The organism is Ferrimonas aestuarii (assembly GCF_005116665.1).
GTDB lineage: Bacteria > Pseudomonadota > Gammaproteobacteria > Enterobacterales > Shewanellaceae > Ferrimonas > Ferrimonas aestuarii.
In genome coordinates, this window is sequence record NZ_SWCJ01000003.1 from 186,973 (window position 1) to 213,233 (window position 26,261).

Annotated in this window: 19 protein-coding genes; 9 read left to right on the top strand and 10 right to left on the bottom strand. The window is 52.1% G+C overall.

Annotated features, from left to right (window positions below):
- Positions 1-5 precede the first annotated feature (5 nt).
- Positions 6-1,136, bottom strand: coding sequence for an efflux RND transporter periplasmic adaptor subunit (locus FCL42_RS05815; protein WP_136862453.1), 1,131 nt, complete (start codon positions 1,134-1,136; stop codon positions 6-8).
- Between the two features lie 276 nt (positions 1,137-1,412).
- Between FCL42_RS05815 and FCL42_RS05820 the strand changes: the two genes are divergently transcribed.
- The gene (locus tag FCL42_RS05820) at positions 1,413-3,122 is read left to right on the top strand and encodes a bifunctional metallophosphatase/5'-nucleotidase (protein WP_136862454.1); all 1,710 of its coding nucleotides are present in this window, start codon (positions 1,413-1,415) and stop codon (positions 3,120-3,122) included.
- A gap of 53 nt (positions 3,123-3,175) precedes the next feature.
- On the opposite strand, the gene phoU is transcribed toward FCL42_RS05820, so the two are convergent.
- From phoU to FCL42_RS05840, 4 genes are read right to left on the bottom strand one after another with little or no spacing between them, the layout of a single operon-like run.
- Entirely contained in the window at positions 3,176-3,883 is a 708-nt protein-coding gene (gene phoU, locus FCL42_RS05825) for a phosphate signaling complex protein PhoU (RefSeq protein WP_136862455.1), read from the bottom strand.
- Positions 3,884-3,895: 12 nt separating this feature from the next.
- A complete protein-coding gene (gene pstB, locus FCL42_RS05830) occupies positions 3,896-4,714 on the bottom strand; it encodes a phosphate ABC transporter ATP-binding protein PstB (protein ID WP_136862456.1) in 819 nt (272 codons plus the stop codon).
- Between the two features lie 31 nt (positions 4,715-4,745).
- Complete coding sequence (gene pstA / locus FCL42_RS05835; RefSeq protein WP_136862457.1) at positions 4,746-6,395, bottom strand: phosphate ABC transporter permease PstA; 1,650 nt, start codon at positions 6,393-6,395, stop codon at positions 4,746-4,748.
- Between the two features lie 15 nt (positions 6,396-6,410).
- The gene (locus tag FCL42_RS05840) at positions 6,411-8,639 is read right to left on the bottom strand and encodes an ABC transporter permease subunit (protein WP_136862458.1); all 2,229 of its coding nucleotides are present in this window, start codon (positions 8,637-8,639) and stop codon (positions 6,411-6,413) included.
- A gap of 111 nt (positions 8,640-8,750) precedes the next feature.
- Here FCL42_RS05840 and FCL42_RS05845 point away from each other — a divergent pair, with 111 nt between their 5' ends.
- From FCL42_RS05845 to FCL42_RS05855, 3 genes are all read left to right on the top strand, one after another.
- On the top strand, positions 8,751-9,257 hold the full coding sequence (locus tag FCL42_RS05845; RefSeq protein WP_136862459.1) for a glycine cleavage system protein R: 507 nt from the start codon (positions 8,751-8,753) through the stop codon (positions 9,255-9,257).
- Positions 9,258-9,349: 92 nt separating this feature from the next.
- Complete coding sequence (gene ppk1, locus FCL42_RS05850) at positions 9,350-11,449, top strand: polyphosphate kinase 1 (protein WP_136862460.1); 2,100 nt, start codon at positions 9,350-9,352, stop codon at positions 11,447-11,449.
- A complete protein-coding gene (locus tag FCL42_RS05855) occupies positions 11,434-12,915 on the top strand; it encodes a Ppx/GppA phosphatase family protein (RefSeq protein WP_136862461.1) in 1,482 nt (493 codons plus the stop codon). The genes ppk1 and FCL42_RS05855 overlap by 16 nt, the downstream gene beginning before the upstream one ends.
- Before the next feature lie 92 nt (positions 12,916-13,007).
- Here FCL42_RS05855 and FCL42_RS05860 read toward each other — a convergent pair whose 3' ends face one another.
- The 3 genes from FCL42_RS05860 to phoB all read right to left on the bottom strand — a co-directional run bounded on the left by FCL42_RS05860 (position 13,008) and on the right by phoB (position 16,400).
- Positions 13,008-13,979, bottom strand: a complete 972-nt coding sequence (locus FCL42_RS05860) for a PstS family phosphate ABC transporter substrate-binding protein (RefSeq protein WP_136862462.1) — start codon at positions 13,977-13,979, stop codon at positions 13,008-13,010.
- A gap of 114 nt (positions 13,980-14,093) precedes the next feature.
- A complete protein-coding gene (gene phoR / locus FCL42_RS05865) occupies positions 14,094-15,395 on the bottom strand; it encodes a phosphate regulon sensor histidine kinase PhoR (RefSeq protein WP_136862463.1) in 1,302 nt (433 codons plus the stop codon).
- Positions 15,396-15,710: 315 nt separating this feature from the next.
- A complete protein-coding gene (gene phoB, locus FCL42_RS05870; RefSeq protein WP_136862464.1) occupies positions 15,711-16,400 on the bottom strand; it encodes a phosphate regulon transcriptional regulator PhoB in 690 nt (229 codons plus the stop codon).
- A gap of 365 nt (positions 16,401-16,765) precedes the next feature.
- Between phoB and FCL42_RS05875 the strand changes: the two genes are divergently transcribed.
- From FCL42_RS05875 to FCL42_RS05885, 3 genes are all read left to right on the top strand, one after another.
- A complete protein-coding gene (locus tag FCL42_RS05875; RefSeq protein ID WP_136862465.1) occupies positions 16,766-18,679 on the top strand; it encodes a hypothetical protein in 1,914 nt (637 codons plus the stop codon).
- Between the two features lie 47 nt (positions 18,680-18,726).
- Positions 18,727-19,500, top strand: a complete 774-nt coding sequence (locus tag FCL42_RS05880; protein ID WP_136862466.1) for an HXXEE domain-containing protein — start codon at positions 18,727-18,729, stop codon at positions 19,498-19,500.
- Between the two features lie 104 nt (positions 19,501-19,604).
- Positions 19,605-20,138 (top strand): type IV pilin, encoded by a 534-nt coding sequence (locus FCL42_RS05885; RefSeq protein WP_136862467.1) that lies wholly within the window; start codon positions 19,605-19,607, stop codon positions 20,136-20,138.
- A 105-nt stretch (positions 20,139-20,243) separates the two neighbouring features.
- Here FCL42_RS05885 and FCL42_RS05890 read toward each other — a convergent pair whose 3' ends face one another.
- Entirely contained in the window at positions 20,244-21,170 is a 927-nt protein-coding gene (locus FCL42_RS05890) for a porin (RefSeq protein WP_407644364.1), read from the bottom strand.
- Positions 21,171-21,393: 223 nt separating this feature from the next.
- Between FCL42_RS05890 and rdgC the strand changes: the two genes are divergently transcribed.
- Complete coding sequence (gene rdgC, locus FCL42_RS05895; protein WP_136862469.1) at positions 21,394-22,308, top strand: recombination-associated protein RdgC; 915 nt, start codon at positions 21,394-21,396, stop codon at positions 22,306-22,308.
- Positions 22,309-22,386: 78 nt separating this feature from the next.
- On the opposite strand, the gene FCL42_RS05900 is transcribed toward rdgC, so the two are convergent.
- Positions 22,387-24,162 (bottom strand): M61 family metallopeptidase, encoded by a 1,776-nt coding sequence (locus tag FCL42_RS05900; RefSeq protein WP_229359789.1) that lies wholly within the window; start codon positions 24,160-24,162, stop codon positions 22,387-22,389.
- A gap of 465 nt (positions 24,163-24,627) precedes the next feature.
- Between FCL42_RS05900 and FCL42_RS05905 the strand changes: the two genes are divergently transcribed.
- Entirely contained in the window at positions 24,628-26,184 is a 1,557-nt protein-coding gene (locus FCL42_RS05905) for a GGDEF domain-containing protein (RefSeq protein WP_136862470.1), read from the top strand.
- Positions 26,185-26,261: the final 77 nt, after the last annotated feature.

The window sequence follows — 26,261 nt, forward strand, 5'->3', positions numbered from 1 at the left end:
GCCCCCTAACCTTGGTTAAAGGGAGTGGCGCTGCGTTCGGTTGTTTGCACCTCCACTCCAGGGCGGATCTTCTGTAACCCTTCCACCACCACTTTCTCACCATCGTTAAGGCCGCTACGAACCTCCCAATCGATGCCAAACTGTTGGCCCAGAACCACCAAGCGTTTCTCAACCTTGTTGTCGACACCCACGATGAACACATAGCGACCCTGCTGATCCTGCTGCACCGATGCCTGAGGCACCAGCAGGGCCATCTCAGTTTCAGGCGCTTTCACCACGACGGTGACGTAGGTGCCGGGAAGCACAAAGCCGTCAGGGTTAGGGAAGGTCGCTCGCAGATCCACGGTACTGGTGGCGGCGTCCACACGGTTGGCGATGTAATCCACCTTGCCCTGATGGCCGTACTCATCGCCATTGGGCAGCCTTAAATTCAGAATCAGGTCTTCCAGGCGAGGCAGCGCGTTTGGATTCTCCTGAACCACTCGGTACGCATTGGACATCTCTCGTGCCGACACCTGAAACACAACGCGTATGGGATCCACCTGAACCAAGGTTGCTAGATCCTGCTGCAGATTAATCAGATCCCCTTGAGAGATCAGCGCGGTAGAAATTTTGCCGGCAATGGGCGCGGTAACCTTGGTATAGGAGAGCTTGAGCTCCGCGGCGTCCAGCGCCGATTGTGCCTGAACCATCTGCGCTTCGGTTTGCAGTTTATTGGCGGTGAGTGCATCCATATCGGTGGCGGAGATCATGCCATCGGGGAACAGCTGCTTGCCTCGGCGCCAGTTCAAAATGGCCACGTCGCGAGCGGCTACTGCACGCTCCAGCTCAGCCGCCACCTGAGCACGCTCGGCGCGATAAGGAGCGGGATCAATTTCAAACAGCAGCGCGCCCTGCTCCACATCATCTCCTTCGATGAAGTGGCGCTTTAACATGGGGCCGGATACCTGAGCCTGAATACTGACATCTTCACTGGCCTGAGTGCGGCCAACGTACTCCATGCTGTAGGTCACCGGCTTAAGCGCAACCGTAGTGGTGGTAACACTAGGCGGGGCAGAAGTGGGAGCTGTGGTTGCTTGTTCACAGCCTCCTAATAGAGCCAATGACACCAAACCGAACCAAGCTATCCCTTTCATATAACTGCTCCTAAACCTTGAAACACAATATGGTTGTGACTCCTTTGAGCATATCACAGCTCAATTAATCACCAATGCTTAACCTGCTGAATTGAGGAAATTTTTACAACAGCTCACTGTCTTGGGCGGTGTGTCTCAATCTCCGGGGGCTATTTATGATGATGGCGCGTTGCTCTCGAAGAGCTCATCAGATTTTGTAACCCTTTCAAGTCAGTAAACCGGAGTTTAAGGCGTATACTGTGCACAGATAATTCTAAAAGCCGTACCTCTACCTTCATGCCAAAACCATCACCAGTCCGCCTGACACTGGCTCACATCAATGACACCCATTCCCGGTTTGACGCCAGTCCTCTAGGATTGCAATTACCTTCAGGAGAGCGCTATTACGCCCAGTGTGGCGGCTACCCTCGCCTCGCCAGCGCCATCCACTACGCAAGAAAACAGGCTAAGGCTCAGCAGCGCCACTTTATGTTGCTGCACGCCGGTGACTGCTTTCAGGGCTCGCTCTATTTCAGCCATTACAAAGGCCGCGTCAATGCGGTGCTGAGCAACCAACTGGATGTGGAAGCCATGGCCCTTGGCAACCATGAGTTCGATCTCGGCAATGGCCCTCTGGCGGAGTTTTTAGGCCGCATCCAGTTTCCCCTGCTGTCAGCTAACATCGACTTGAGCCACGAGTCTCAAGACAAACCCCTTAAGATGGCGGGCCATAAAAATCTTAAGGGATACCTGCCAAAGCAGCAGCATGGCCAGTACATCGTCAAATCGGTTCAAGGAGATCGGGTGGCACTGTTTGGTCTCAGCCTCGACAACATGCACAGCCTGGCCTGTGCCGATGCGGACACCCAGTTCCATGACTGCCTGACGGTCGCCAAGGCCACCATCAGGGCTATTCAAGAGGAAGGGATCAACAAGATCCTCATTCTCAGCCACCTCGGCTATGAGCGAGACCTAGAACTGGCAGAGAAGTTGGAGAACGTGGCCGCCATCATCGGCGGTCACACCCACGTATGGCAGGGAGATTTCGATAACCTTGGCCTAGGCGGTGTCATTGATGGTCAAGACCGCTACGGCGTTACCATCAACGGCACCGTAGTGGTTCAGGCTGGCTGCAATGCCCAAGGATTAGGCCAACTGCATCTGGATCTGGACCAACACGGCAAGGTTATCGGAGTCGACGGAGGGCTAAAACTGCTGCTCGGGGCGCCGTACAGCACGTCCCCACAAGGCGAACTCGTAGCGCCTGAGCTTCATCAACGCATCGACCAATATCTCAAGCGCCAACCCAATGTAGGACTGTTTACCGATGACCCCAAGATAGAGTCCTTGCTGGCTGAGCACTATCGGCCACAGATTGAGCACTACGACCACCATCAGGTGATTGAGGCGAAGCGGGAGCTCAGGCACGTGCGCCTCCCCGATGAACATGGCGGCAGTGAGGTCGCCCCCCTGCTAGCCGAGGCGATGGTATGGCAGGCAGAGCAGTTAGGGCTCAAGGTCGACTTTGGCATGCACAACGCTGGCGGCACCCGTGCCAGCATTCCTCAGGGGATGGTCAGCGCAGGTTGGATAGCTGGCACTCTGGCGCCTTTTGCCATCGGCGTGGTGCATTATCAGGTGAAAGGCCGAGATCTTAGAGACACCCTAGAGTCCGCCATCAACAACGCCACCAACAACGGCATGATCGGCACCGGCTCTGGCAGCTACCCTTACTGCACCCGATTGAAATTTCACTATCAGGCCGACAAACCATTTGGCGAGCGCATCGAGGCATTAACCTACCTGAGCCACGACGATAACGGCGAGTCGGTATGGCGTCCCATCGAGCCAGATCAGATCTACTGCGGCGTTTCCACCGGCTACACCGCTGCCGGAAAAGAGGGCTACATTCCCCTGACTCGCTCCGGCAAGCTGCCAAAAGAGCTTGGGTTAACCGTGGCAGAAGCGCTGATCAACCACTGGCAAACCTTAGACAAACTGGGCTAGCAGCAAAAAGCCGAGCAAACGCTCGGCTTCATCATTTGATAGCACGTTCTCTCTTAACGCAGTAGGTCTTCCAGATCGTCGCTGTCCATGTGGCGTACGTCTTTACCCTTCACGAAGTAGATTACGTACTCACAGATGTTCTGACAGCGGTCGCCGATGCGCTCTAGCGCTCGGGTTGCCCACAGCACATCCAGTACACTAGGAATGGAGCGAGGGTCTTCCATCATAAAGGTCATCAGCTGACGCATTACCGCTTCAAACTCTTTGTCGACCTTGATGTCCTCTTTGTGAATACGGAAGGCGGCGTCGACGTCCATTCGCGCAAAGGCATCCAGAGTTTCGTTCAACATCCGCGACGCGTGACGCCCCATGGCATCCATTGATACCAGCGTGCCCTGACGGTCGGCGTTTTTGGTTTCCAGTACGGTGCGAGCCACTCGCACGCAGGCATCGCCAATACGCTCAAGGTCAGCCGTGGTCTTAGAGATGGCTAAAACCAAGCGCAAATCCGAGGCCGCCGGTTGACGCTTGGCGATGATGCGGGTGCACTCTTCGTCAATGGCCACTTCCATGGCGTTGATCTTACGGTCCGATGCCATCACTCGCTTGGCTTGCTCTTTATCACCATTTTGTACCGCATCCAGAGCGTCTTTTAGCTGCTGCTCCAGCAGGCCGCCCATGGCCATCACCTGGCTACGAACGTCTTCCAGCTCCAGATTGAACTGACCGGAGATGTGCTTATTTAAGCTGTTGTTATCCATCAATCTAATTCCTTAACCGTAACGACCGGTGATGTAATCTTCGGTCTTCTTCTTCGCCGGCGTGGTGAACAGGGTATTGGTGTCGCTGTACTCAATCAACTCACCCATGTACATAAAGGCGGTCTGATCCGATACTCGAGCGGCCTGCTGCATGTTGTGGGTCACAATCACCACGGTGAACTGGTCTTTGAGGGTGTGGATCAGCTCCTCAATGGTCAGGGTGGAGATTGGGTCCAGCGCAGACGTTGGCTCATCCAACAGCAACACTTCAGGTTGAATGGCGATGGCGCGAGCGATCACCAGACGCTGCTGCTGACCACCGGAAAGGCCAAAGGCGTTGTCATGCAGACGGTCTTTCACCTCGTCCCACAGCGCCGCCCCTTTCAGGGAACGCTCTACCGCCTCATCTAGGTCACGGCGGTTATTGATGCCCTGCAGGCGCAGGCCATACACCACGTTCTCGTAGATCGATTTCGGGAACGGATTTGGACGCTGGAACACCATGCCCACATTACGGCGCAGGGAAGCAACGTCCACGTGCTTGCCGTAGATGTCATCGTTGTTCAGTAAAATTTTACCGCTGACGTTACAGCCATCCACCAGATCGTTCATGCGATTTAGGCAGCGCAGCAAGGTCGACTTGCCACAGCCAGATGGGCCAATGAAGGCGGTAACCTGGTTACGCGGAATCTTCATGGTGATGCCGGACAGCGCCTGCTTGTCACCGTAGAACAAGTCTAAGTTATCGATGTCAAAAGCGGTCATTTCTGGCGTCAGCTGCTTCAGATCCAGCGGCGCCGAAGACTTAGTCAGGGTTTCAATAGCAATCATGGTTATTCTCTCGACTTAATTTCTTTCGGCATTAGTTTTCTAAGGCACGGAATTTTTCACGAAGGTGGTTACGCACACCGATGGCCGTCAGGTTCAGTGCCACAATCACACTCACCAGCAGGAACGAGGTGGCGTACACCAGCGGACGCGCCGCTTCTACGTTCGGACTTTGGAAGCCCACATCATAGATGTGGAAGCCCAAGTGCATAAACTTACGGTCTAAGTGGATGTATGGCCAGTTGCCATCAACCGGCAGGGTTGAAGCCAGCTTCACCACGCCCACCAGCATCAGCGGCGCCACCTCACCGGCCGCACGGGCAACCGCCAAAATCAGACCGGTCATGATGGCTGGGCTGGCCATTGGGATCACGATGCGCCACAGGGTTTCCGCTTTAGTAGCGCCCAGCGCCAGTGAGCCATGACGCACCGCCGACGGAATTCGCGACAAGCCCTCTTCGGTAGAAACGATCACCACTGGCAGGGTCAAAATTGCCAGAGTCAGTGCCGACCAGATAACCCCTGGGGTACCAAAGGTTGGGTTTGGCAGCGCTTCTGGGTAGAACAGATCATCGATTGAGCCACCTACCATGTAGACGAAGAAGCCAAGACCAAATACGCCGTATACGATGGACGGGACCCCCGCTAGGTTGATCACCGCAATGCGAATCAACTTAGTTAGGGCATTCTTAGCGGCGTACTCATGCAGGTAGACCGCAGCAATTACGCCAAATGGAGTCACAATCACCGCCATCAACAGCACCATAAATACGGTACCAAAGATGGCTGGGAACACCCCGCCTTCGGTATTGGCTTCACGAGGGTCGTCACTGACGAATTTGCCTACGGCGTGTACCCAATGGCCCACTTTACCGATGAAACCCAGCTGGTTGGGGAAGGCCACATCCAGAACGCTGTCCATCTTCAAGGTCACGCGCTCACCGCGCATGTCCACAACCACCACCTGATCTTGAGCGGCGCTATCACGCAGGTCGAACAGCTGCTTCTCAAGCACCAGATAATCATCGTTCAGCGCCTGACGCTTGCTCTCTAGCTCAGCGATGGCCGCTTGGGTCAGCTTGTTATCCAGTTCCAGCTTGCGCTCGTCCAAACGCAGACGCTCGAGCTCATAGTTGATGCGACCAATGTCGACCTTCTGCAGCTCTTCAGCCTCTTCGTTCAGCTCGGCAGCACGCTCGATGGCCAGCATCAAGTTACTGGTGATATCGCTACCGGTGTAGGTCTTACCATCGAAGGTCAGCTCTACCGGGAAACCATAGAAGTTACCGTTCTTGTTACGCTCAAATACGGCAATGTCGTTCGGCTGAGTCTGTTTCTGAATGGTCGGTACCAGCATCCAGCGGAAATCCAGCGGCACGTATTCACGGTTACCGGTTTTAACCAGATAACGCTCAACGAAGTCCCCTTCCACCTTGAGGTTGATGCCCGATTGTTGCAGGCGCTCGACCGGCACCAATTCACGGTCGTAAATTTCACCGATCACGGTCTCACTGTTGCCGTCCAAGTTCACCAGCTCAAACTGATGCACCTGCGACGGCCAGAAGTAGACCAGACCCCGCCAGGCGATCATCAACAGCAGGCCCAATACGGCAATCAAACTTAAGCTCACCGCACCGCCGGTCATCCAGATCCAGGGGGAGCCCGATTTAAACCACTTACCCATTAGTCTTACCTTCCCTTACAGGCTGCTGTACTTGTCACGCAGACGTTGACGAACAAACTCTGCAATGGTGTTAAATACGAATGTGAAGATGAACAACACAAAGGCGGTCAGGAACAGCACACGGTAGTGCGAGCTGCCGATGGCTGATTCCGGCATCTCAACCGCGATGTTGGCGGACAGGGTTCGCATCCCTTCAAAGATGTTCCACTCCATCAGCGGAGTGTTACCCGTGGCCATCAATACAATCATGGTTTCACCAACCGCACGGCCAACGCCCATCATCACCGCAGAGAAGATGCCTGGACTTGCAGTGAGCATCACCACGCGGGTCAAGGTTTGCCAAGTGGTCGCGCCCAGCGCCAATGAGCCGTTAATGAGGTGGCGAGGCACGGAGAACACCGCATCTTCAGCAATAGAGAAGATGGTTGGAATCACCGCAAAGCCCATGGCGATACCCACCACTAAGGCGTTACGTTGGTCGAAGGTGATGCCCAGCTCGTTGGTCACAAAGCCGCGAGCGTCACCGCCCATCAGCACCAACTCCACCGCAGGGCTTAGCGCCATGGCGCCCCAGCCAACCAACAGCAATACAGGAACCAGCAGCAGTTCGCGCATCTCACCCCAGCGAGAGTTACGAATATCTTGAGGCAGCTTATGCCAGATAAAGGCCGCCAGCAGCACCGCACTCGGCAGTGAAATCAGCAGCATAAAGATACCCGGCAGGTTGGTCTCCACCAGAGGAGCCAGCCACAAACCGGCGAGGAAGCCCAAAATTACCGTCGGCAACGCTTCCATGATCTCAATGGTGGGTTTCACCACCGCCCGCACTTTCGAGGACATAAAGTAGGCGGTGTAGATGGCGCCAGCCAGTGCCAACGGCGTGGCGAACAGCATCGCATACAGGGCCGCCTTAAGCGTACCGAATGCCAGTGGCATCAGGCTCAGCTTGGCTTCAAAATCATCAGAACCAGAGGTGGACTGCCACACATAGGTAGGCTCAGGGTAGCCTTCATACCAGACTTTCTGCCACAGGGCTGACCAAGACACCTCGGGGTGGGCGTTTTCCAGCTCAGCAAAGCGCAGCTCATTGCCGCTCTGCATTACCAGGCCGTTACCTCGAGGAGAGAACGCCATGGCGTCCACACGCTGGTTAAACAGCGACTCGCTTAACAGCTTGTTTTCACTTGTGGTGTAGAAAAGGGTCACTTGGCCGTTGTCGCCACCGGTAACAAAGCTCTTACGGAAGAACTCAGAGGCCATGGTGTGGCTAGTGCCATCGGTTTCAAAGTCACGAATGCGCTGGAAGCGACGGCCTTTGTCCGAAGGAACTTGGAACCACTGAGAGATGATGCCGTTATCATTTGATACCAGCAGCGAGCTTGCCCCCGCCAGCAGTTCGATGTCGGCAATTTTAGCGCCATCTTCGGCCGCTTCTAAAACCTGCTCCACAAAGGGAGCATCGGCATCTTCCACGTTCAGAACCGTGATACGGTTGCCCGCCAATACAAACAGACGAATCTGATCCGGCGTCAGCAGCAGCTTCTGAATCGGTTCAATGATTTGCGGCAGCTCGGCGTCGCTACGCTCCCACACCACTTCGTCAGTGAGAAAGTCCACTTCCGCCGCCATGCGAGTCAAAGTCAGCTTTTGGCTTTGGCCGTCGCCCCAGATAAAGGTGCTGCCCTCTTCGCCCGCTTCAAACACCAAGCGCTCTACCGCGCCGGATTCCGATAGCTGCAGAGGCTCACTGCCCAGAGGGTAGCGAAGCTGAGGAGTAATGGTGCGCACATCGTTGGGGTAACTGACTGCAAAATCAGGCTGAACCACCCATACTTGACCTGTATTGGTGGCCAATGCCGTACTGCGAGCTGCAGGTTGGCTTTGTGCAAACGCGGTAACCGTTTCGCCCTCTGCCATGGGTATGGCTAAGGTGCTAGCTAGGTTATTGGTTGTTAACGAAAAGAACTGGATCTCACCAGAGGTCGTGATACGGTATACATATTCCTTCTGTTCATCCGTACCAAGCTTCACCGTCTCTGACGAGTCGGTCAGCGTAGTCTGAAAAGTGGGAGTTAGGGTAGCACCGCGAAAAACGGGAGCCACCACATAGAGCAGATAAAAGAAGATCAGCAAAAGGGCGATCAACACCATTACTCCGCCCGCGGTCACGCCGTACTTGGCCGCTCGGTCCTTAATTAGGCGCCGATGACTTGCACGGTACTTGTCAGCGATCGTCTGTTCCATCGAATTCCTCTAGCACATAGGAGCAGTCGTTATTCTAATTGCTGGGGAGTATATGTCGGTTATATGACACTAGTGTTACACCCATTTTCATTATTCGTTTTAGGAGCATAAATGGAAAAGTGGATTCTCAGTGTGGTCGGTGAAGACTCCCCAGGCATCACCGAACACCTTGCTAATATCCTTAAGCAAAACAGCGCCAACTGGCTGGATGCCAACCTACGACGTATCGGCGACCGTTATGCAGGGATTATTGAATTAAGCCTGCCAAAAGAGAATGTTACCTCGTTAAAACAGGATCTTACCACCCTTACTGGCCTCGCTATTGAGCTGCAACAGGTGAAACCGAAAGCCGCCTCCCAGCATCAATTCTTGGTTGAGATTGTGGGTAACGATCGCCCAGGCATCGTGGCCGCCGTCACCCAGGTGATCAACAGCCAACGAGCCAACATCGATCAACTCGACAGCGACCTGGACGTGGCCAACCACACCGGTCTGCCACTGTTCCGCCTTAATGTTTTGCTAACCGCCGATAACGAGCAACAATTGGATCTAATCGAACAAGGGTTGTTCGCCTTAGGTGACGATTTAATGGTGGAGTATCAACGAATCGTTGAATAGTCAGAAAAAATCAGGAAATTCAGATAGTTTCATATTTGTGACATTTTTCTGACAGACAATGATGCGCAACTCCAATAAGAAGGACTCTTTCGATGTCTGCGCAAACTCATTTCCCCTACCTGGAAAAGGAGCTCAGCTGGCTCTCCTTTAACGAACGGGTGCTGCAAGAAGCTGGCGACCCCAAAGTACCCGTGATTGAGCGGGTTCGCTTTCTTGGAATCTACTCCAACAATCAGGATGAGTTCTTCCGCGTGCGAGTGGCCGATGTGCGTCGCCGCATTTTGATTGACGAATCCAAAGGCGGTGGCGAACGCGCCCGTGCCCTGCTGGCTGCCATCAACGAGAAAGTTTTACAACTGCAGACTAAGTTCGATGAGATCTACCTGCAGCTGATTCACGATTTAGCGCGGCGCAACATCTTCCTCGTTAATGAAAAACAGTTGACCGAGGCTCAAGGTGACTGGCTCAAACGCCACTTTCGCGAGCGCATTCGTCGCCACATCGTGCCGCTGATTGTGGATGAGCATACGGATCTTGTGCGCCACCTTAACGACGGCAACACCTATCTGGTAGCCGGCATTCGCAAAGGGCCAGAAACCACCTATTGCTTGCTGGAAGTGCCCACGGCACAGATCCCCAGATTCATTCAACTGCCCGCCCAAGGCAGCAAGAAGCGCAAAACCATCATCCTGCTGGACAACATCATTCGCCACTGCTTAGAGGAGCTGTTTACCGGTTTCTTCGAGTTCGACTCGGTGGAGTGCTTCTCCATTAAGCTGACCCGAGATGCGGAGTTCGATCTCTCCGACGAGATTGAGATGAGCCTGATGGAGAAGATGTCCTCGGCGCTCAAACAGCGACTGACCGCCGAGCCGGTGAGCTTCGTCTACGACAGAGACATGCCCAACCACATGCTGGAGATGCTCAGAGAAAAGATGGGCATCGGCAGCTACGATTCGATGATCCCCGGCGGTCGCTATCACTGTTTCCGCGACTTCATCGGCTTCCCCAATCCAGGACGGGCCTATCTGGAACACCCCAAGGTGGCACCGCTACGCAGTCGCCAGTTTACTCAGTACACCAACAGCTTTGAGGCGATTCGGGCCAAAGATGTGCTGCTGTATTACCCCTATCACACCTTCAACCACGTCACCGAAATGCTCAGGCAGGCGGCGTTTGACCCCGCAGTACGCTCCATCAAGATCAACATCTATCGGGTCGCCAAACACTCACAGATTGTGCACTCGCTGATCGAAGCGGTGAAAAATGGCAAAGACGTGTCGGTGGTGGTGGAACTGCAAGCGCGCTTCGACGAGGAGGCCAACATCGAATGGGCCAAGTTCTTGACCGAACATGGGGTGCGCATCAACTTTGGCATTCCAACCCTTAAGATCCACTCCAAGCTGATTCTGATCAAGCGCTTGGAGGAGGGCAAAATTCGTCAATACGCCCACATCGGCACCGGTAACTTCCATGAGAAAACCGCCAAGATCTACACCGACTTTGCCCTATTTACCTGTCATGAGGAGATCTGCAACGAAGTGGCCAATGTGTTTGAGTTCATCGAGCACAGCTACAAGAAGTTTAAATTCCAGCATCTGGTGGTCTCCCCCAATGACGCTAGGCGTAAACTCTACAGCCTTATCGACCGCGAAATTCAGAACAAATTGATGGGCAAACCGGCGGGAATTACGCTTAAAATCAACAATCTAGTCGATAACGGTCTGATCAAACGGCTTTACGATGCCTCCCGTAACGGCGTCAAAGTGAAGATGATCATCCGTGGCATGTGTTCGCTGCTGCCGGGAGTGCCAGGGATATCTGACAACATTGAGGTGATCTCGGTTGTCGACCGCTTCTTAGAGCACCCACGCATCATGGTGTTTCATAACGAGGGCGACCCTAAGGTCTACCTCTCCAGCGCCGATTGGATGACCCGCAACATCGACAAACGCATCGAAGTGGGCTGCCCCATCTACGATGTCGATCTGAAACAACGGATTTTGGATATCCTCGATATTCAATTCAGAGACACCACCAAAGCCCGAGTAATCGATCGGGAACAGAAGAACCGTTATGTAAAACGGGGCAATCGCAAAAAGATCCGCTCACAGATAGCCATCTATGATTATCTATTTGAGCATGAGCGAACGCTCCCTCGAAATTCGGCTGCACAATGGAAAAACAATTAGCTCCAAACAGTGGCCGCATCATTGCGGCCATCGATTTAGGCTCCAACAGCTTCCACTTGGGCATCGCCCGAGTTTTAGACAACAACATTCAACCGATGCATCGCATGAAACAGCGGGTGCAGTTGGCTGAGAACAGCGACGACGCCGGCAATCTCGACCCTGAGTCGATGGCCCGCGGCTTAGAGTGCCTGCGCCAATTTAAACAGCGTCTGGATCAGATGCAGTTTGAGACCATCCGTGTGGTTGGCACCTACGCTCTGCGCCATGCCCCCAATCGCAATCAGTTTATTCGCCAAGCTCGAGAGATTTTGCAGCTGCCCATCGAGATCATCTCCGGCCGAGAGGAAGCGCGCCTTATCTACACCGGCGTCAGCCAAAATCAGGTGGTGCAGCATCCAAGTTTGGTGATCGACATCGGCGGCGGCAGCACCGAGCTGGTTATCGGTCAAGGCCACCAAGCTCAGGCGCTGGAAAGCCTATCCATGGGCTGCGTCAGCTACCAGTCGCGCTTTTTCTCCGATGGAAAAATCAGTGAAAAGCGGATGAAGAAAGCGATTTTGGCCGCAGAGCAACAGCTAGAACTGCTGCAGCAACGCTACCTTCGCTTCGGTTTTGATGCCTGTATCGGCTGCTCCGGCACCATAAAGGCCATCACGTTATTGGTGCACGACGGTGATCTATCCAAGCCACTTAAGCTAAAACACTTAGAAGCGCTGGCCACCAAGCTGGTGGAGCATCAGCACACCGATGAGCTGCCCTTCGAGCAACTGGCAGAGCTGCGCCGTAAAGTGCTGCCATCCGGCCTTGCCATTTTGATTGCCTGTTTCCGCCAACTGGAAATTGAGCAGATGCAGTTCAGCGAATCGGCCCTAAGAGAAGGCGTGCTAAGCGAGTTGGCAGACATGGCGCTGCATCAAGACATTCGCCAGCGCACCATCGATTCGCTGCAAAAGCGCTATCAGTTGGATCGTCAACACAGCGCCCTAATCACCCAAAGCGCCCAATGGCTGCATCAACAACTGGGTGGCAAGAAAAAACACCGGGTATGGTTGGAGTTTGCCTCGGCGCTGCATGAGATTGGCCTGCACATCAACTATCGCGGCATCCACAAGCACGGAGAGTACATCCTTAGCAACATCAACTTGCCAGGCTTCAACCTTGATGAGCAGCAATTGCTGGCTTTCTTGGTGCGTTGGCAGCGTAAGAAACTTAGCGGCTTCGAGCTGCCAGGGCTGCAAACCATCGACGATGGTCACCTGATGAAACTGATCATCTCACTTCGGTTGGCAATCTTGCTGCACCTGGGCCGTCGTCATCGCATCGCCCTGCCCCAACTTAAGGTTGAAGAGCAGAACCTGATGCTGCAGTTTTCTGAAGGGCTTGAAGATAATGACTTGCTGCAAGCGGATCTGGAGCTAGAGAAGCAGCACCTAAGTAGCTTAGGTTGGCAATTGAACTGGCGCTAAATCAAATATATATCGAAGAATACACAGGCTTATATAAACCAAAAAAGCTGCCCTAGGGCAGCTTTTTACTATTGGCTGTTATAAAGCAAGGCTTACAGCTTGATGCCCAGCTTCTTCATGTCCTTAGCAACCACAACGCTAGGTACAGATACGTAGCCGTCTTTCTCAACGATGGTTTGACCTTGCTTGGACAGAACAAAGCGAACGAACTCACGAGTCATAGGATCCAGTGGCTTGTTCGGATGCTTGTTCACGTAAACGTACAGGTAACGGCTCAGTGGGTAGCTGCCGTTCGCAGCGTTGTCGGTAGTTGCAGCAACAAACTTACCGCCCTTCTTAGACAGAGGAACCGCTTTCACCCCTGCAGTCTTGTAACCGATGCCAGAGTAACCGATGGCGTTCAAGCTGGTAGATACCGACTGAACCACAGAAGCGGAACCTGGCTGCTCGTTTACGCTGGATTTGAAGTCACCCTTACACAGCGCTTTCTTCTTAAAGTAACCGTAGGTGCCGGATACTGAGTTACGACCATATAGCTGCACGTCTTTGCCAGTCCAGCTACCAGTCAGACCTAGGTCACCCCAGCGGTTTACGTCACTGCCACCACACTTACGAGTGGAGGAGAAGATGCCGTCAACTTGCTTGATGGTCAGCCCTTCGATTGGGTTATCTTTGTGTACAAATACCGCCAAGGCGTCAATGGCAACTCGAATTGGAGTTGGCTTGTAGCCGTAACGCTTTTCAAACTCTTCCACTTCGTTTGGCTTCATCTGACGGCTCATTGGGCCGAACTGAGAGGTGCCTTCAGTCAGTGCTGGTGGCGCAGTTGAGGAACCTGCCGCTTGAATCTGTGGGTTTACGTTAGGGTACAGACGCTTAAACTCTTCTGCCCACAGAGTCATCATGTTGGCCAAGGTGTCTGAACCAACAGAGGAGAAGTTACCGGAAACGCCGCTGGTTTTGTTGTAGTCGTTCAGAGCGGGATCGATGGCTGCAGAAGTTGCAGAGGCAAACATGGTCGCTGCAGCAAATCCTAATGCGCTGGCCAGTTGTTTGATTTTCATTTGGATTACTCCGTTAATTTTTGCAATCAGGTTTCAAAAGACAGGCTCAGTATTGACCCGTTAGATGACACTTATGTGACGATGACGTGACCCATAGATGACAACTTCAGGTAATTAAGCACGCTCACGCTTAGAGCTGGCGATCAGATTGGCGGGAATGGAGAACCCAAAGGTGCTGCCCTCGCCAAGCTTACTGTGGATCTCAAGCTCACTGTTATGGTGACTCAAGGCGTGTTTCACGATTGCCAATCCCAGACCGCTACCGCCAGTTTGACGAGAGCGGGCTCGGTCCACCCGATAGAAGCGCTCAGTCAAGCGCGGAATGTGTTCAAGGGCGATGCCGTCACCACTGTCGTCCACCTCAAATCGAGCCACATCGCCGTACTTAAACCAGCGCACTCGAATGCTTGAGCCTTGAGGAGAGTAATGGATGGCGTTTTGAATCAAGTTGGCACAGGCACTGCGGATCTGCAGTTCATCACCGCCAATGTCCAGCTCCTCATCCACCTCAAAGGTGATGTTATGACGGCCATCAGACAACGCCGACGCCTCCTCTTTAAGCTGCAATAGCAGCCCAGACATGCCAACTCGCATGGAGGGGTCTACCTGGGTGCCCACCTCTATTTTTGACAACGTCAGCAACTGCTCAACCAAGCTCTTCATTCGCTCAGTTTGATCCGACATCGCCTGCACCTGCTTACCGTCGATGTTGGGCATCATCGCCATCATCTCCAGATAGCCTTGCAGTACCGTCAGTGGGGTTTTGAGTTCATGGGAGACGTTGGCCACGAAGTCGCGGCGCATCTGCTCCAGTTGCCGTAGGCGAGTGACGTCCCGGGCCAACAAGAGCTTTTGATTGTCACCATAAGCCATGATCCGCACTTCCAACAGCCAAGAGGAAGACGCCGAGGAGGTGATCTCAATGGGATCGTCATAGCACTTGCTATGGAGGTATTTGGAAAACTTAGGCAGGCGAATCAGGTTATCGATTCGTTGCCCGGAATCTTTGGGCCAGTGAATGCCCAAATGCAGCTCCGCCAACTTGTTGCACCAGGCGATCTCCCCTTCAGGGCCTAATACCACTGCGGCATCAGGAAGGGCTTCGGCTCCCTCTCTAAAGCGAGACAACAGTCGCGCCAACTGGGAGCGACGACGGCGGTTTTTTCCTTGTAGGCGGTATATGCCATTAAAGATAGGTTCCCAACTGCCACTGCCATGGGGGGGCGTTAGACGCCGATCCTTCCACAGCCAGTGAGCCAAACGGGAAAGATGCCGATAGTGATACCCTAATAAAATCAGGGCACCAATCAACAGCAACAACAACACTTGCTGAAACAGCAATCCAAGGCTGAGCCATACGGCGAACCATAGGCTTAGGCGGACGGCTTGTCGGTATCCGGAGTATTCTTCAAACATAAAGCCCTACTAAGGGGTCTATTGACCTTTTGTGCTCATTTTAGCGCCACACATTGATTTCTCTCGCTTTGAATTTAACCGACTGTATGACTTAAATGGTAAATAAAGAGTTTTGGGGCGCCCTTCGGGGTCTGACTAACGGCTTCTACTCTGCGTCAAACGATTTCGACGTAGAACCACTATGCCTTCAACCGTTTTCCTTAATTAAAAGCCGTTATTCAAGACCTAAATTTCATCACTAAAGGTAAACAGACCCTAAAAACCCACTGCTCCTAGCATGGAGAACAGTGGGCCATGTTTCTGATCTATTGGCAATTAAATCTTAGTCGAAAAACGATAGCCCGCTCCGCGAACGGTCTGAATCAGACTGTCGTGGCCATTGAGCTGAATCGCTTTGCGCAAACGACGGATGTGAACGTCTACGGTACGGTCTTCCACGTAGACGTTGGTGCCCCATACGTTATCAAGCAGTTGTTCACGGCTGTATACCCGTTCAGGGTGAGTCATAAAGAAGTGCAACAAACGGAACTCCGTCGGCCCCATGTCCAGCAAACTTTCATCGACACTAACTCGGTGGCTCACCGGATCCAGTTTCAAGCCGCGTACCTCAATCACCTCTTCTAACCGCGTGGGTGCGCTGCGTCGCAGTACCGCTTTAATACGGGCGACTAACTCTTTTGGGGAGAACGGTTTGGTGATGTAGTCATCGGCACCAACCTCAAGGCCACGAACGCGGTCTTCCTCTTCGCCTCTGGCGGTCAACATAATGATCGGCAATTGGCGCGTGTGCTCCTGACTTCGGATCTGCTTGGCAAGCTGAACTCCGCTGCCACCAGGCAACATCCAATCAAGCAACACTAGATCTGGGTAAGGTTCTACCAACTTTTGAACTCCCTGTTCAAAATCTTCGGCGCTTACCGTCTGAAAGCCATGCTGGTCTAACACGAACGTCAGCATATCGCGAATGGCAGACTCATCTTCAACGATTAAGATGCGGGCAGTCATTTCCTTGCTGTCCTCCCATGAAACAATTGTGGGCATTATCAGACAATCGTATTACAGAAATATGACCGACTATAAGTCTGAGTCAAGGTGAATATTACCCATGGCTAAAAAGCCGAGAAACCTGAATTGGCCTCAACCAATTCGAAGCTGGCTCATAACACATCCACAGCAAAGGCTAGAGCTTTAGCTCGACAAAGGTGAAGGTTCTTCACATCAATTGTTGGAAGCGAGCGTAACATCCATTATTAAATAAAGCTAAAATACTAAAATTTAAATATTTTTTCTTTTTAGCCCCTAAAAAACCAAGTAGACTTCATTCGGTAAAAATTTGTTAAACGACACTAAAAATCGAAGAGTACGCTTTTATGGCATATGAACACGGTTCCCTAGACTTAGGGATTCGAAATCCCTTTCGCTTTGAAGGGGTTATACGCGCCCTTCGAGGGCTGTTGACGACCGCCCTAGGCTTAATCGTTTTACTGTCGGTCACCTCGGCCGTTCAGGAAAATCAAATCATCGGCTGGATCACAGCACTCACGGGCTTCATCTTACTAAGTAATGGTTTGTGGACCCTAGGCAGTGGCCTGATGCAAACTCTGCGTTTCTTCGTTGGCCGCTCAGTGCCAACGTCTTTGGCACCTAACCACGCCAAATCGGAAGCAGACAGCGCTCAAGCTGAACTGAATGACGTTGCCTACGATGCGGGGCAGATGGAACAGATGCTGGTTGGTCGTAAAAACCTGACCTTCACCGAGCCTCAAGGTTTGATCGGTCGCCTGATTCATACCCTATTTCCGAAACTGACTTTCGTCCCCTATCCAATTCGCAACATGGCGCAGCAGCTAACCGACACACTGGCTCAAACCGCCGTTGCCGTTATTGTTTATGGACTCGCCAGCTTCGTCATTCACAGTGGTTTAGTTCAAGGTGCCGTGCAGCCGTTTCTAAGCCCAGTTATCTCAACCCTGTTCCTGCTATATCTGATCAGTATCTGGTTTAAAGCCGGCCGCCCCATCGCCCGCAATGTAGCGAAGGGAGCCCAAAGCCGAGGTGCAGGTGGTTTAGCCAAAGCCTTAGTGCTGGCCGTCACGCTGCCAACGGCAGCGGCCATTGGTCTGAACTACGCGCTGGTTAACACACCATTAGTTAGAGTGCTGGATCTATTTGCTCCAGTTGAGACGCTCAGTCGAAGCGATGCCGCCTTGGTTGGTTTCACTCAAGCGATTCACGAGAACGTCAGCATCAGCCTATGGATTGTGGCCATTGCCATAATTGCCGCCCTCTCTAGTGTGGCCCTAGCCATGCTGGTTTCCAACCGCTGTCGCCAATCAGACCCAACCACGGAAGTGTCTGAACTGCGTGAAAACTGGCAAGAATCGGTGCACCCACGTGAAGTGTTCATCAACCTAGACTCTATGGTGATGGCTAACCGTCGTTACAAAGAGGTGCCAAACCGCATCTACCGTAGCTTAAAGCCGATGCTAAAAGAGCAGTCCAATGGTAAAGGCGCCTTCTACGGCGAAACCATTCAGGAAACTCAACCTCGCGTTAAACCAATGCCAGTATCCGGCTTGCCGAAAATATTGCGTATTCTTGGCACTGTGGTTGGCCAATTGTTCATGCTCACATCCGCGGTACTGCTGTTTGCCAACTATGAAATTCTTGGCAAGCTAATCAGCTGGTTTATTGCCATTCCGTCTCTTGCCCGTGGCGAAGCTTTCGACACTTGGTGGTTAGTGGGAACCGATGTCGCAACGGCTATCAACGCGCTTCTGGGCATCGGCATCTTTGCCATGTTTGGTCGATTACTCACTAATCTCACTCACACCTTCTGGAGTGAGTTCCAGTTTGAGTCGCAGCTGATCTACTTCAAGTGTGAGGGCACCTACACCGAGAGCACCATCTCAACCGGTAAAGGCATCTACGATTCGACTCAGTCGGAGAACGTTATCTGTCGCTCCTCCATGACCCCTTGGGTGATCACCGCTCGCGCAATCAGTTCAACCTTTGCTGGTGTGGGCAGTAAAAACCTAGAGCAGCCTCGTCACCTAATGTCGATGTACCGCAATGATGAAGACCTGACCTCCATCGTTGATGATCTGCGTGGCTATCTCAAGTCCCGTCAAACCATCGCTAATGTGGGTACGGAAGCAGACATTGAAGCGGCAGCCCAAATTCATAAGTTAAATGAGCAAAGCCGAGCCATGCCGGGTGCTCAGCCTCAACCAAGCGTTAATGCGCTGGAAGCGGGCCAAAATCAAATTGAGCACCAAGACTAAAACTAATGCGGGGAACTCTCCCCGCTTTTTTACATGGAATTTCGACAATGCAGCCATTTAAATTTCAGCAAAATCTGCCGGGTCGTAAGATCGACACCGAGATGCATTCAAAAACCGGCTTTTATGCAGGTGGCTCGGTAGAAACCCGCACCTCCACCACCACAGAGAACGGTCGCACCTCAACCTCCACCTCACAGTACGAAACCGTCAACGTACGTACATCTGATGGCAAAGTGGTGAGCGTAGTAAAAGACGGCACCGCCAACATTCCCCAAGGTAGTGCCATCACCATTTTCTACACCTCAAACAAAGATTACTACCACCCGCTGGCCTTCTATGTTCATGACAGCGAGCGCTTACATTACCTAGGTAAAAGCGAGATTAAACGCGCCAAGCGAGACCTAATGAACCAAGGTTTCCTTAAGTCGGTTTGGTCTAAGTTAATGAATCTGTTAGCCATCATTTTTGGCGCTGGTATTACGTGGTTTTTGGTCGCGTTTATTAATGTCAATATGCGTCCGCCGGAGTGGACTCTATGGGTAGGCGGCTTCATTCTGTGGTTCTTGGCTAGCCACCTGAGTGCCTTCGTTACCGATCGCTTAGGAGGCACACTACGCAGCTCCAGCCCATTAGAAACGGCCCTCGAAAAAGCGATGTTTGCTGAAGCTGAGAATATTGAACGAAGCTTTGCCAGCGCTCGTCAACAAGCGCAAAGCAGCGAAACCACCGTGCATCTGGGTGGCGGCAGTATTGGTGGAAGCATCGGCGGCAGCCCCGCGCCTAGCGCAAAGGAGCCAGAAGACTTTAAACCAATGTTCTAAAACGCTTCCCCCGCCTGCTAGCCAGGCGGGTTCTTCCTACCCAATTGTCGCCCCAATGCCATCATCATGTTAGAGTTAGCCCAACCGTTATCTGGAAGCTAAATATGGGTCGTACTGGGTTTACCCTAATTAAAATGGTCATTGTTGTTCTGCTTTTGGCCGCACTCGCAACCATCGCCAGCACCAAGCTTATTCGCCTCAATCAAGACAGCAAAATTGCCACTTTGAACGCCATTGCCGGCTCGATGCGAGAAGGTATGGGCTTAGTTCATCTTAAGGCCGCCATTGAAGATAAACTCGAAGGTGACCACACCTTACATTTTAATGGTGTCGAACTTGCCATCCACAACGGCTACCCCGATGCCAAGGCTCGAAATGGGTTTGCTGAGATCAATGCGCAGTTGAAAGCGTGGGTAGATATTGACGTTATCGACCGCAACACCATTCGCGACGCCGATGGTGACGTTCCTCAACCGTTTTTCTCCGATCGCGCCAGAGCACTCGGACGAATTTACGTGTTTTTCAGCGACGATTGGCACCAAAAAAGCGCCAGCTTTGAGTGCCAAGTTCGCTACATCAACGACCCCAACAACACCGGTGAAGCCCCCAGCGTGGTGACCTTCACCGAGCAGTGCTAACAAGAATACCTAACCTCTCAACATAGCTCGGCCACGAAAAAAGCCTTAGCAGAGCTAAGGCTTTTGACATACACAAGAGATCGATGTGTTGGATAAAGCTAAAGCTTAGAATTTGTGCTCAAGCCCAATTCCAAAGTAATCGTCGGAGGAGCTGGCTCCCTCTTCATCGCGAGAGGTGTAGTAGGCAAATAGCTTAGTCGGCTTACCCAGCTTATAGTCAGCGCCCACAGAGAATGAGTCGCCCACTTTATCCATATCTTGGTACTGACCTTTCAGAACCACGGCAGACAGTTGGTATGCTGCACTTACCATGAAGCCATCGGTGCTTTGCGCGCCGGCTTTTTCCTGATCTTGGTACATGGCACCCAGCTTCAGGTCACCCATTTTACCCTGCACGCTGGCACGCAAAATGTTGTCAAAGCCTTTAACATCGGTGTCGTAAGCCACGGAAGCAAAAATAGGGGACTTCTTCAGCTTTTTATCACCATAAAGCGCCGCCACAGAGAAGCCATCATCGCCTTCGGCTTGGCTACCAGACTCCTCAGCCACATAGGTTGCGCCAAAGCTGAAACCGTTGAATGACGGCGTCGTGTAGGTCACGGTTTGCTCCATGCGATTCTCTCCCTTAAACAGGTGCTTAATGTCGCCCTGCAGGTCACCGAACAGATCCACCTTACCTTGAGACTGCTTCAGCATGGTGTCGTTACGTCCCAGAGAGATGGCACCAAAATCACCACGCAAACCCACAAACTGGTTACGAGCTTCGAAGTTATCCTTCTCATCATCGCTGGTGTTTACTTCATATTCGATGGTGTAAAACGCTTCAAGAGAGGAGCTCAGGTCAAATGCACCTTTCACACCCAAACGAGACGCGTTGGAGTGAACGCCAGTGGAGCTATCACCCGCCTCATCAGAGACATCGAAAGAGACATTCAGCTTTCCGTAAACGGTCAACGCTTCGGATGCAGAGGCAGCAGCAGGGATCATGGCTGCGATCAGAGTCGCGACCAAAGTTGGCTTACAAAATTTCATTCTCAGGTTTCCTTTTTAAGGAGATTTTTTAATTTGACGGCCGCAGTTTGCATCCACTAAGTGACAGATTTATTGCAAAAATGTTTAACTAAAACGACAGAGAGATGTCACTTTGAAGAAGCCTCACAGCCGCTTAAAAAAGCTCCGACAAAGCAAATGGTTGCCTCCCATACCCCTTACCCATAAACTTGCCTGCCAAACACCAGCCAATTGAGACTTTGCCATGTGGTTTAAAAATTTATTGATCTACCGTCTTACCAAACCCACCACTTGGGATGCCGATGAGCTAGAACAGCAGCTGGACGGGTTTCAGTTCACCCCTTGCGGCAGCCAAGACATCAGCAAACAGGGTTTTGTTAAGCCACTGGGTAAAGTAGGAGAAAGCCTGGTGCACAGCGCTCAAGGCAACTTGCTGCTGGCGATGGAAAAAGAGGAGAAGATCCTTCCCGCTTCCGTAGTTCGTGAAGAGATGGATCAGAAAGTGAGCCTTATCGAAGACGAACAGGGCCGCAAAGTCACCAAGAAAGAGAAAGACAGCATCAAGGAGGAGATCATCCACACCTTGCTGCCTCGTGCGTTTAGCCGCCGCAGTCGCACTCGCGCGCTGGTACTGGCTTCTCTGGACTTCGTGATTGTGGAAGCCACCAGTCACAACAAGGCGGAAGAGCTTCTGAGCCTACTGCGCAAAGCCATCGGCTCACTGCCAATCGCACCAGTAAGCACCAACCGCTTGCCAGAAGAGGTGATGACCGAGTGGGTGACGAAAAACCACGTGGGTGAAGGCTTCACCATGCTCGACGAAGCAACCCTGAAAAGCCCGCTGGATCACGGCGGTAGCATCACCATGAAGCAGATGGAGCTCAGCAGCAGCGAAGTCACCGCCCACATCGAACAAGGTCTGGAAGTCACTAAGATTGCTCTGGAGTATCGTGACGTATTGTCACTGGTTCTAGACAGCGACCTGTCGATAAAACGCCTCAAGTTCAGCGAAGAGATTCGCGATCAGAACAACGAATTTGACAAAGAGGAGCTCGCAGCTCGCTTGGATGCAGACTTTGCCCTAATGTGCGGTGAACTTACCGGCTTCCTGCCCGACCTGTTTGCCGCCCTAGGTGGTCAGGAAGACCCAAGCGTCTAACCTTAGCTTCAAATCAGCGCCTTAGAATCAAAAAGAGCAGCCACTAGGCTGCTCTTTTTATGTGTGCTGGCGCAACAACTACCAAGGCCAATCGATACCAGCCCATGCGGTGAATGCCGCCTTTTGCGCGTCAGTTGGCTGCGCTACCGGTTCCAGCTTCAGTTTCTCTGCTGACTTGGTGCTTGGGTGCACCATGGCGGTCATCAGGGTATCTCGGCGGAAGTAGCTAAAGGTCACTGGCTTATCCGCAGAAAGCTGTTTCAATTTACTGGACCACTTACCAGGCTTTAGCCACTGACCATCGATGGCGATAACTCTATCGCCCTTAGTCAGACCTGCCTGCCACGCAGGACCGTCTCGACGCACGTGGGTCAATAGCCCTGTCCCTTGATCGGCCTTTAGCTCAAAACCATAATCGACTCGCGCTGGCTTGCTGCTCGCCTTACGCTGCAATCCCACCTGAGCCAAGATGGCGTCGAAATCCAAACTGTTAGGAGAATCGATCGCCTGCTGCCACCAATCATCAAATGCCACGCCGGTGATCCGTTTCAAGCCCACTTTGACATCCTGCTCACTATAGCCTTTTGGCAGGCGATGTTGCTCGTACAGATATCGATGCAGGTCTTTATAGTTCTTCTCAGCCTGAGTGCGCTCGATGATCGCCATCTCCAGCGACCAAGACGCCAGATACCCCTCGTTATAGATGTTGACGCTGTGGTTGCGGGCGTAATCACCACCGGTGGCGATCCAATTATCGAAACTGGCATCGGCAACACTCTGAATCTCTCTGCCCGGCGTTGCTTCACTGCGCTCAATACGCTTGGCAACATCAGCAAGGAACTCATCAATGGTGATCACCCCTGCGGTCAAAAGCAGTTGATTTTGCAGGTAACTGGTTGACCCTTCCGCCAACCACAGCAGTCGAGAGTAGTTCTCCTGCTGATAGTCATAGGGCGCCATCGCCTGAGGCCGGTAGGCTTTTACGTTCCACGTATGAATGTACTCATGGGACGCCGTCGACATAAAGGAGATGTAATCTTTGCGCTCGGCAAAGCTGTCTCGAGTACGTTGAATCACCGTGGAGTTTAGGTGCTCGGTTGCACCACGAGCGCCACTGGTGGCATGAATCATAAACACATAACGGTCGTATGGATAACCACCCCAGATCCCAGGGCCTTGAGCCACCAGTTTTTTAAGATCTTCTAGAGTCTGCTCGACATCGTAGTTACCTTGGCCCCAAAACAGCAGCTCATAGTCCTTACCATCAACGGTAAATTCAAAGCTCTGATGCTCACCGGTCTCAATCGGGCTGTCGATCAAGACATCGTAATTCGGTGCGGTAAAATGATGCGCCTTAGGACTGTCCATACCAGCCACACTGCGCCAGCTTTCAGGAACCGTTAAAGAAACCTCAAGGGGTTGATCACGAAACTCAGGGTTGTAGACAAACACCCCAGAGGCATCGAGGAAAGCGTGGCTATCATCAATATGGCGAGAACGGTCTCCTAACTGATCGGCATGAAGTTGATAACGAACCGTCACCTGTGTTGGCTTATCAACTTGTACCAACCAACTGCCACGGGCTGTCTTTTTCCACTCTAGAGGCTCACCATTACTGTCTACTACGCTCATTGAGCGAACGCCATCGGCTAGAGGTAAAAGCAGGTAGCGTCCGGTGCGCCAGTTCGGCAGGTGAAACTCAAACGTGTCCGTCGAGACTTGAGGGAATTTGGCCTCGACTTGAGCAAGGTGGTGCTGAGGTTGGTCAATATTAATGTGGTATTCGACCTGCCCCCAAACCAAAGCGCTCCAACAACTGGCGGCCACCGCCGTTAATTTCATCCACGTCTGCATCCATTGCCTCTAAGTAATAATCATTCGAATAAATCTGCGACAACAATACGGTTTTCTTGACGGATTTCAAACTTTGTTGCATCCACAAACGTGCGCTTTCGCCGCAACCCTGTGGGCACTATTCCTGCAAAACATTCGAATAATTTCTCAAAAAAAACAATCACCTCCGCCTTTACCACGATATTCTCGAAAAAAATTTATCGGGCACAGTGCAAACAATTCGTATGTCAAATTACCAATTTACAAAATTATCCTTCACAATAGCGCGATTAGCCCGGTGTTATCTTCCTTATCAAGTTCATTCATTTAGAAACGCTAATGGTTTGATAATTAAAAAAATCAATTATCAAGCTCGCCCATCTTGAACTTATAAACAGAGCCGTTACGATACCAAAATGGCCGTTATAAAAAGAAAACGATAACGCAGTACTTAAGGTCTTCGCAGGTATAGGTAGCCAACTCACGATGAATATGGTCACAGACGCTAAGTCTCAGCTGGAGCATATGCAGAAAAAATTGGATAAAGTGCGCAAAGACAAGCAAGAGATTGAAGATCTTCACGCCAAACACCAACAAGGCATAGTCCAGTTTGCTATGCGCTTGAGTCTGTGCTGTAAAGGCCAAAACCTTGAACTCGACAATCGTCTCGCAAAAATTCGCCATCAGTTGGCGGATCACGGTTCCTTAGATGAGGTTCTGCCTGAGATGCAGGATCTCACCCGAGCCCTGCAGTCCCAGTACCAAAACAACCAGCGCGAGTTGGAGCATAATCAGCTTTCTCTACAGCAACTTGCCCGTCAGCTTTCAAGCTTAAGTGGCATTCCAGATCAGTTCCGCCGAGAACTGAAGTACTACCAGCAAGACATCCAAAAGCCGATCCACACCATTTGGGAGATTCTGCCTCGAGTAGAGCGGCTGCTTAAGTACTATGAAGAGCTGCTGCAAGAGCGCCTCGCCAAAGAAGATCGCATCACCACCACACCAAAGCATCGCCAACTGGCCCATGAGTTGTCTCAGCTTCTGGAAGAGGTTGAGTTTCCATCTAAATATCGTGAAGAGATTGCCGCTATCAAAGCCATTCTCAGTGGCGATGTGCAAGTGGATCAACTGCTGGATGCCTACAATCAGATCTTGACCATCTTGGTTGGCGAAATGGCCAAAGAGAAAAGTGCCTCACAGCAATTTCTGGCCGAGTTGAGTGATTCACTGAATGTGGTGGGACAATCGATCCGCAACAGTTGGCAAACCACCAACAATGGCTTCAAATCCAACCGCCAATTCATGCACCAGCTCAACGCCCACGTCAGCAAAGTCGGTGAAAAAGCGCAGGAACACGATGATGTTGATGACCTTAGAGAGATGGTTGTCAATGAGATGGCGTTCATTCGCCACCAAATAAGCAAACGTGAATCTCGCGAGCAGCAAGAGTTTGCGGCCATGAAGCAAAGCATGCAGAAGATGCAGGCCGAGCTCAACTCATTGGCCAACGAAGCCGCGGTCTACAAAGACAAATTACTGGAGCAGCAGCGCATCAATCAGGTGGATCCACTGACCCAGCTGCCAAATCGCGCCGCTCTGGATGAGCAGCTTAAACGCGCCTACCGTCAATATAAACGCTACGGCCACGAACTGTGGGTAACCGTGGTGGACATCGACCGGTTCAAGAGCATCAACGACAACTTTGGCCACTCCACCGGCGACAAAACGCTGCAGGTGGTATCAATGGCGCTGAAAAACTCGCTTCGTAAAGAGGAGTTTGTGGCCCGCTACGGTGGCGAAGAGTTTGTGGTGTTGCTACCGGGTATGGACAAAGAACAGGTGCTGCAGGTGCTCAACCGCATCCGTGAACGCATCAAAGCGATTCCCTTTAAGTTTAAAGATGAACGCTTGTCGATCTCTGTCTCCATCGGTGCCGCCAAAGTGGCTGGGAAAGAAACCATCCAAGAGACCTTCGAACGTGCAGATGCCGCTCTGTACCGTGCCAAACGCCAAGGCCGAGATAAGGTTGAAATGGACAACTGATGCTTTAATGAGCAGCAATAATTTCTCAAACGGCTACCCTTAATGGGTGGCCGTTTTTCGTTTTATGCCATTTTAAT

Coding starts and splice junctions, on each gene's coding strand:
- FCL42_RS05815 (WP_136862453.1), bottom strand. CDS start 1,136: ATGAAAGGGATAGCTTGGTTCGGTTTGGTGTCATTGGCTCTATTAGGA.
- FCL42_RS05820 (WP_136862454.1), top strand. CDS start 1,413: ATGCCAAAACCATCACCAGTCCGCCTGACACTGGCTCACATCAATGAC.
- phoU (WP_136862455.1), bottom strand. CDS start 3,883: ATGGATAACAACAGCTTAAATAAGCACATCTCCGGTCAGTTCAATCTG.
- pstB (WP_136862456.1), bottom strand. CDS start 4,714: ATGATTGCTATTGAAACCCTGACTAAGTCTTCGGCGCCGCTGGATCTG.
- pstA (WP_136862457.1), bottom strand. CDS start 6,395: ATGGGTAAGTGGTTTAAATCGGGCTCCCCCTGGATCTGGATGACCGGC.
- FCL42_RS05840 (WP_136862458.1), bottom strand. CDS start 8,639: ATGGAACAGACGATCGCTGACAAGTACCGTGCAAGTCATCGGCGCCTA.
- FCL42_RS05845 (WP_136862459.1), top strand. CDS start 8,751: ATGGAAAAGTGGATTCTCAGTGTGGTCGGTGAAGACTCCCCAGGCATC.
- ppk1 (WP_136862460.1), top strand. CDS start 9,350: ATGTCTGCGCAAACTCATTTCCCCTACCTGGAAAAGGAGCTCAGCTGG.
- FCL42_RS05855 (WP_136862461.1), top strand. CDS start 11,434: ATGGAAAAACAATTAGCTCCAAACAGTGGCCGCATCATTGCGGCCATC.
- FCL42_RS05860 (WP_136862462.1), bottom strand. CDS start 13,979: ATGAAAATCAAACAACTGGCCAGCGCATTAGGATTTGCTGCAGCGACC.
- phoR (WP_136862463.1), bottom strand. CDS start 15,395: ATGTTTGAAGAATACTCCGGATACCGACAAGCCGTCCGCCTAAGCCTA.
- phoB (WP_136862464.1), bottom strand. CDS start 16,400: ATGACTGCCCGCATCTTAATCGTTGAAGATGAGTCTGCCATTCGCGAT.
- FCL42_RS05875 (WP_136862465.1), top strand. CDS start 16,766: ATGGCATATGAACACGGTTCCCTAGACTTAGGGATTCGAAATCCCTTT.
- FCL42_RS05880 (WP_136862466.1), top strand. CDS start 18,727: ATGCAGCCATTTAAATTTCAGCAAAATCTGCCGGGTCGTAAGATCGAC.
- FCL42_RS05885 (WP_136862467.1), top strand. CDS start 19,605: ATGGGTCGTACTGGGTTTACCCTAATTAAAATGGTCATTGTTGTTCTG.
- FCL42_RS05890 (WP_407644364.1), bottom strand. CDS start 21,170: ATGAAATTTTGTAAGCCAACTTTGGTCGCGACTCTGATCGCAGCCATG.
- rdgC (WP_136862469.1), top strand. CDS start 21,394: ATGTGGTTTAAAAATTTATTGATCTACCGTCTTACCAAACCCACCACT.
- FCL42_RS05900 (WP_229359789.1), bottom strand. CDS start 24,162: ATGCAGACGTGGATGAAATTAACGGCGGTGGCCGCCAGTTGTTGGAGC.
- FCL42_RS05905 (WP_136862470.1), top strand. CDS start 24,628: ATGAATATGGTCACAGACGCTAAGTCTCAGCTGGAGCATATGCAGAAA.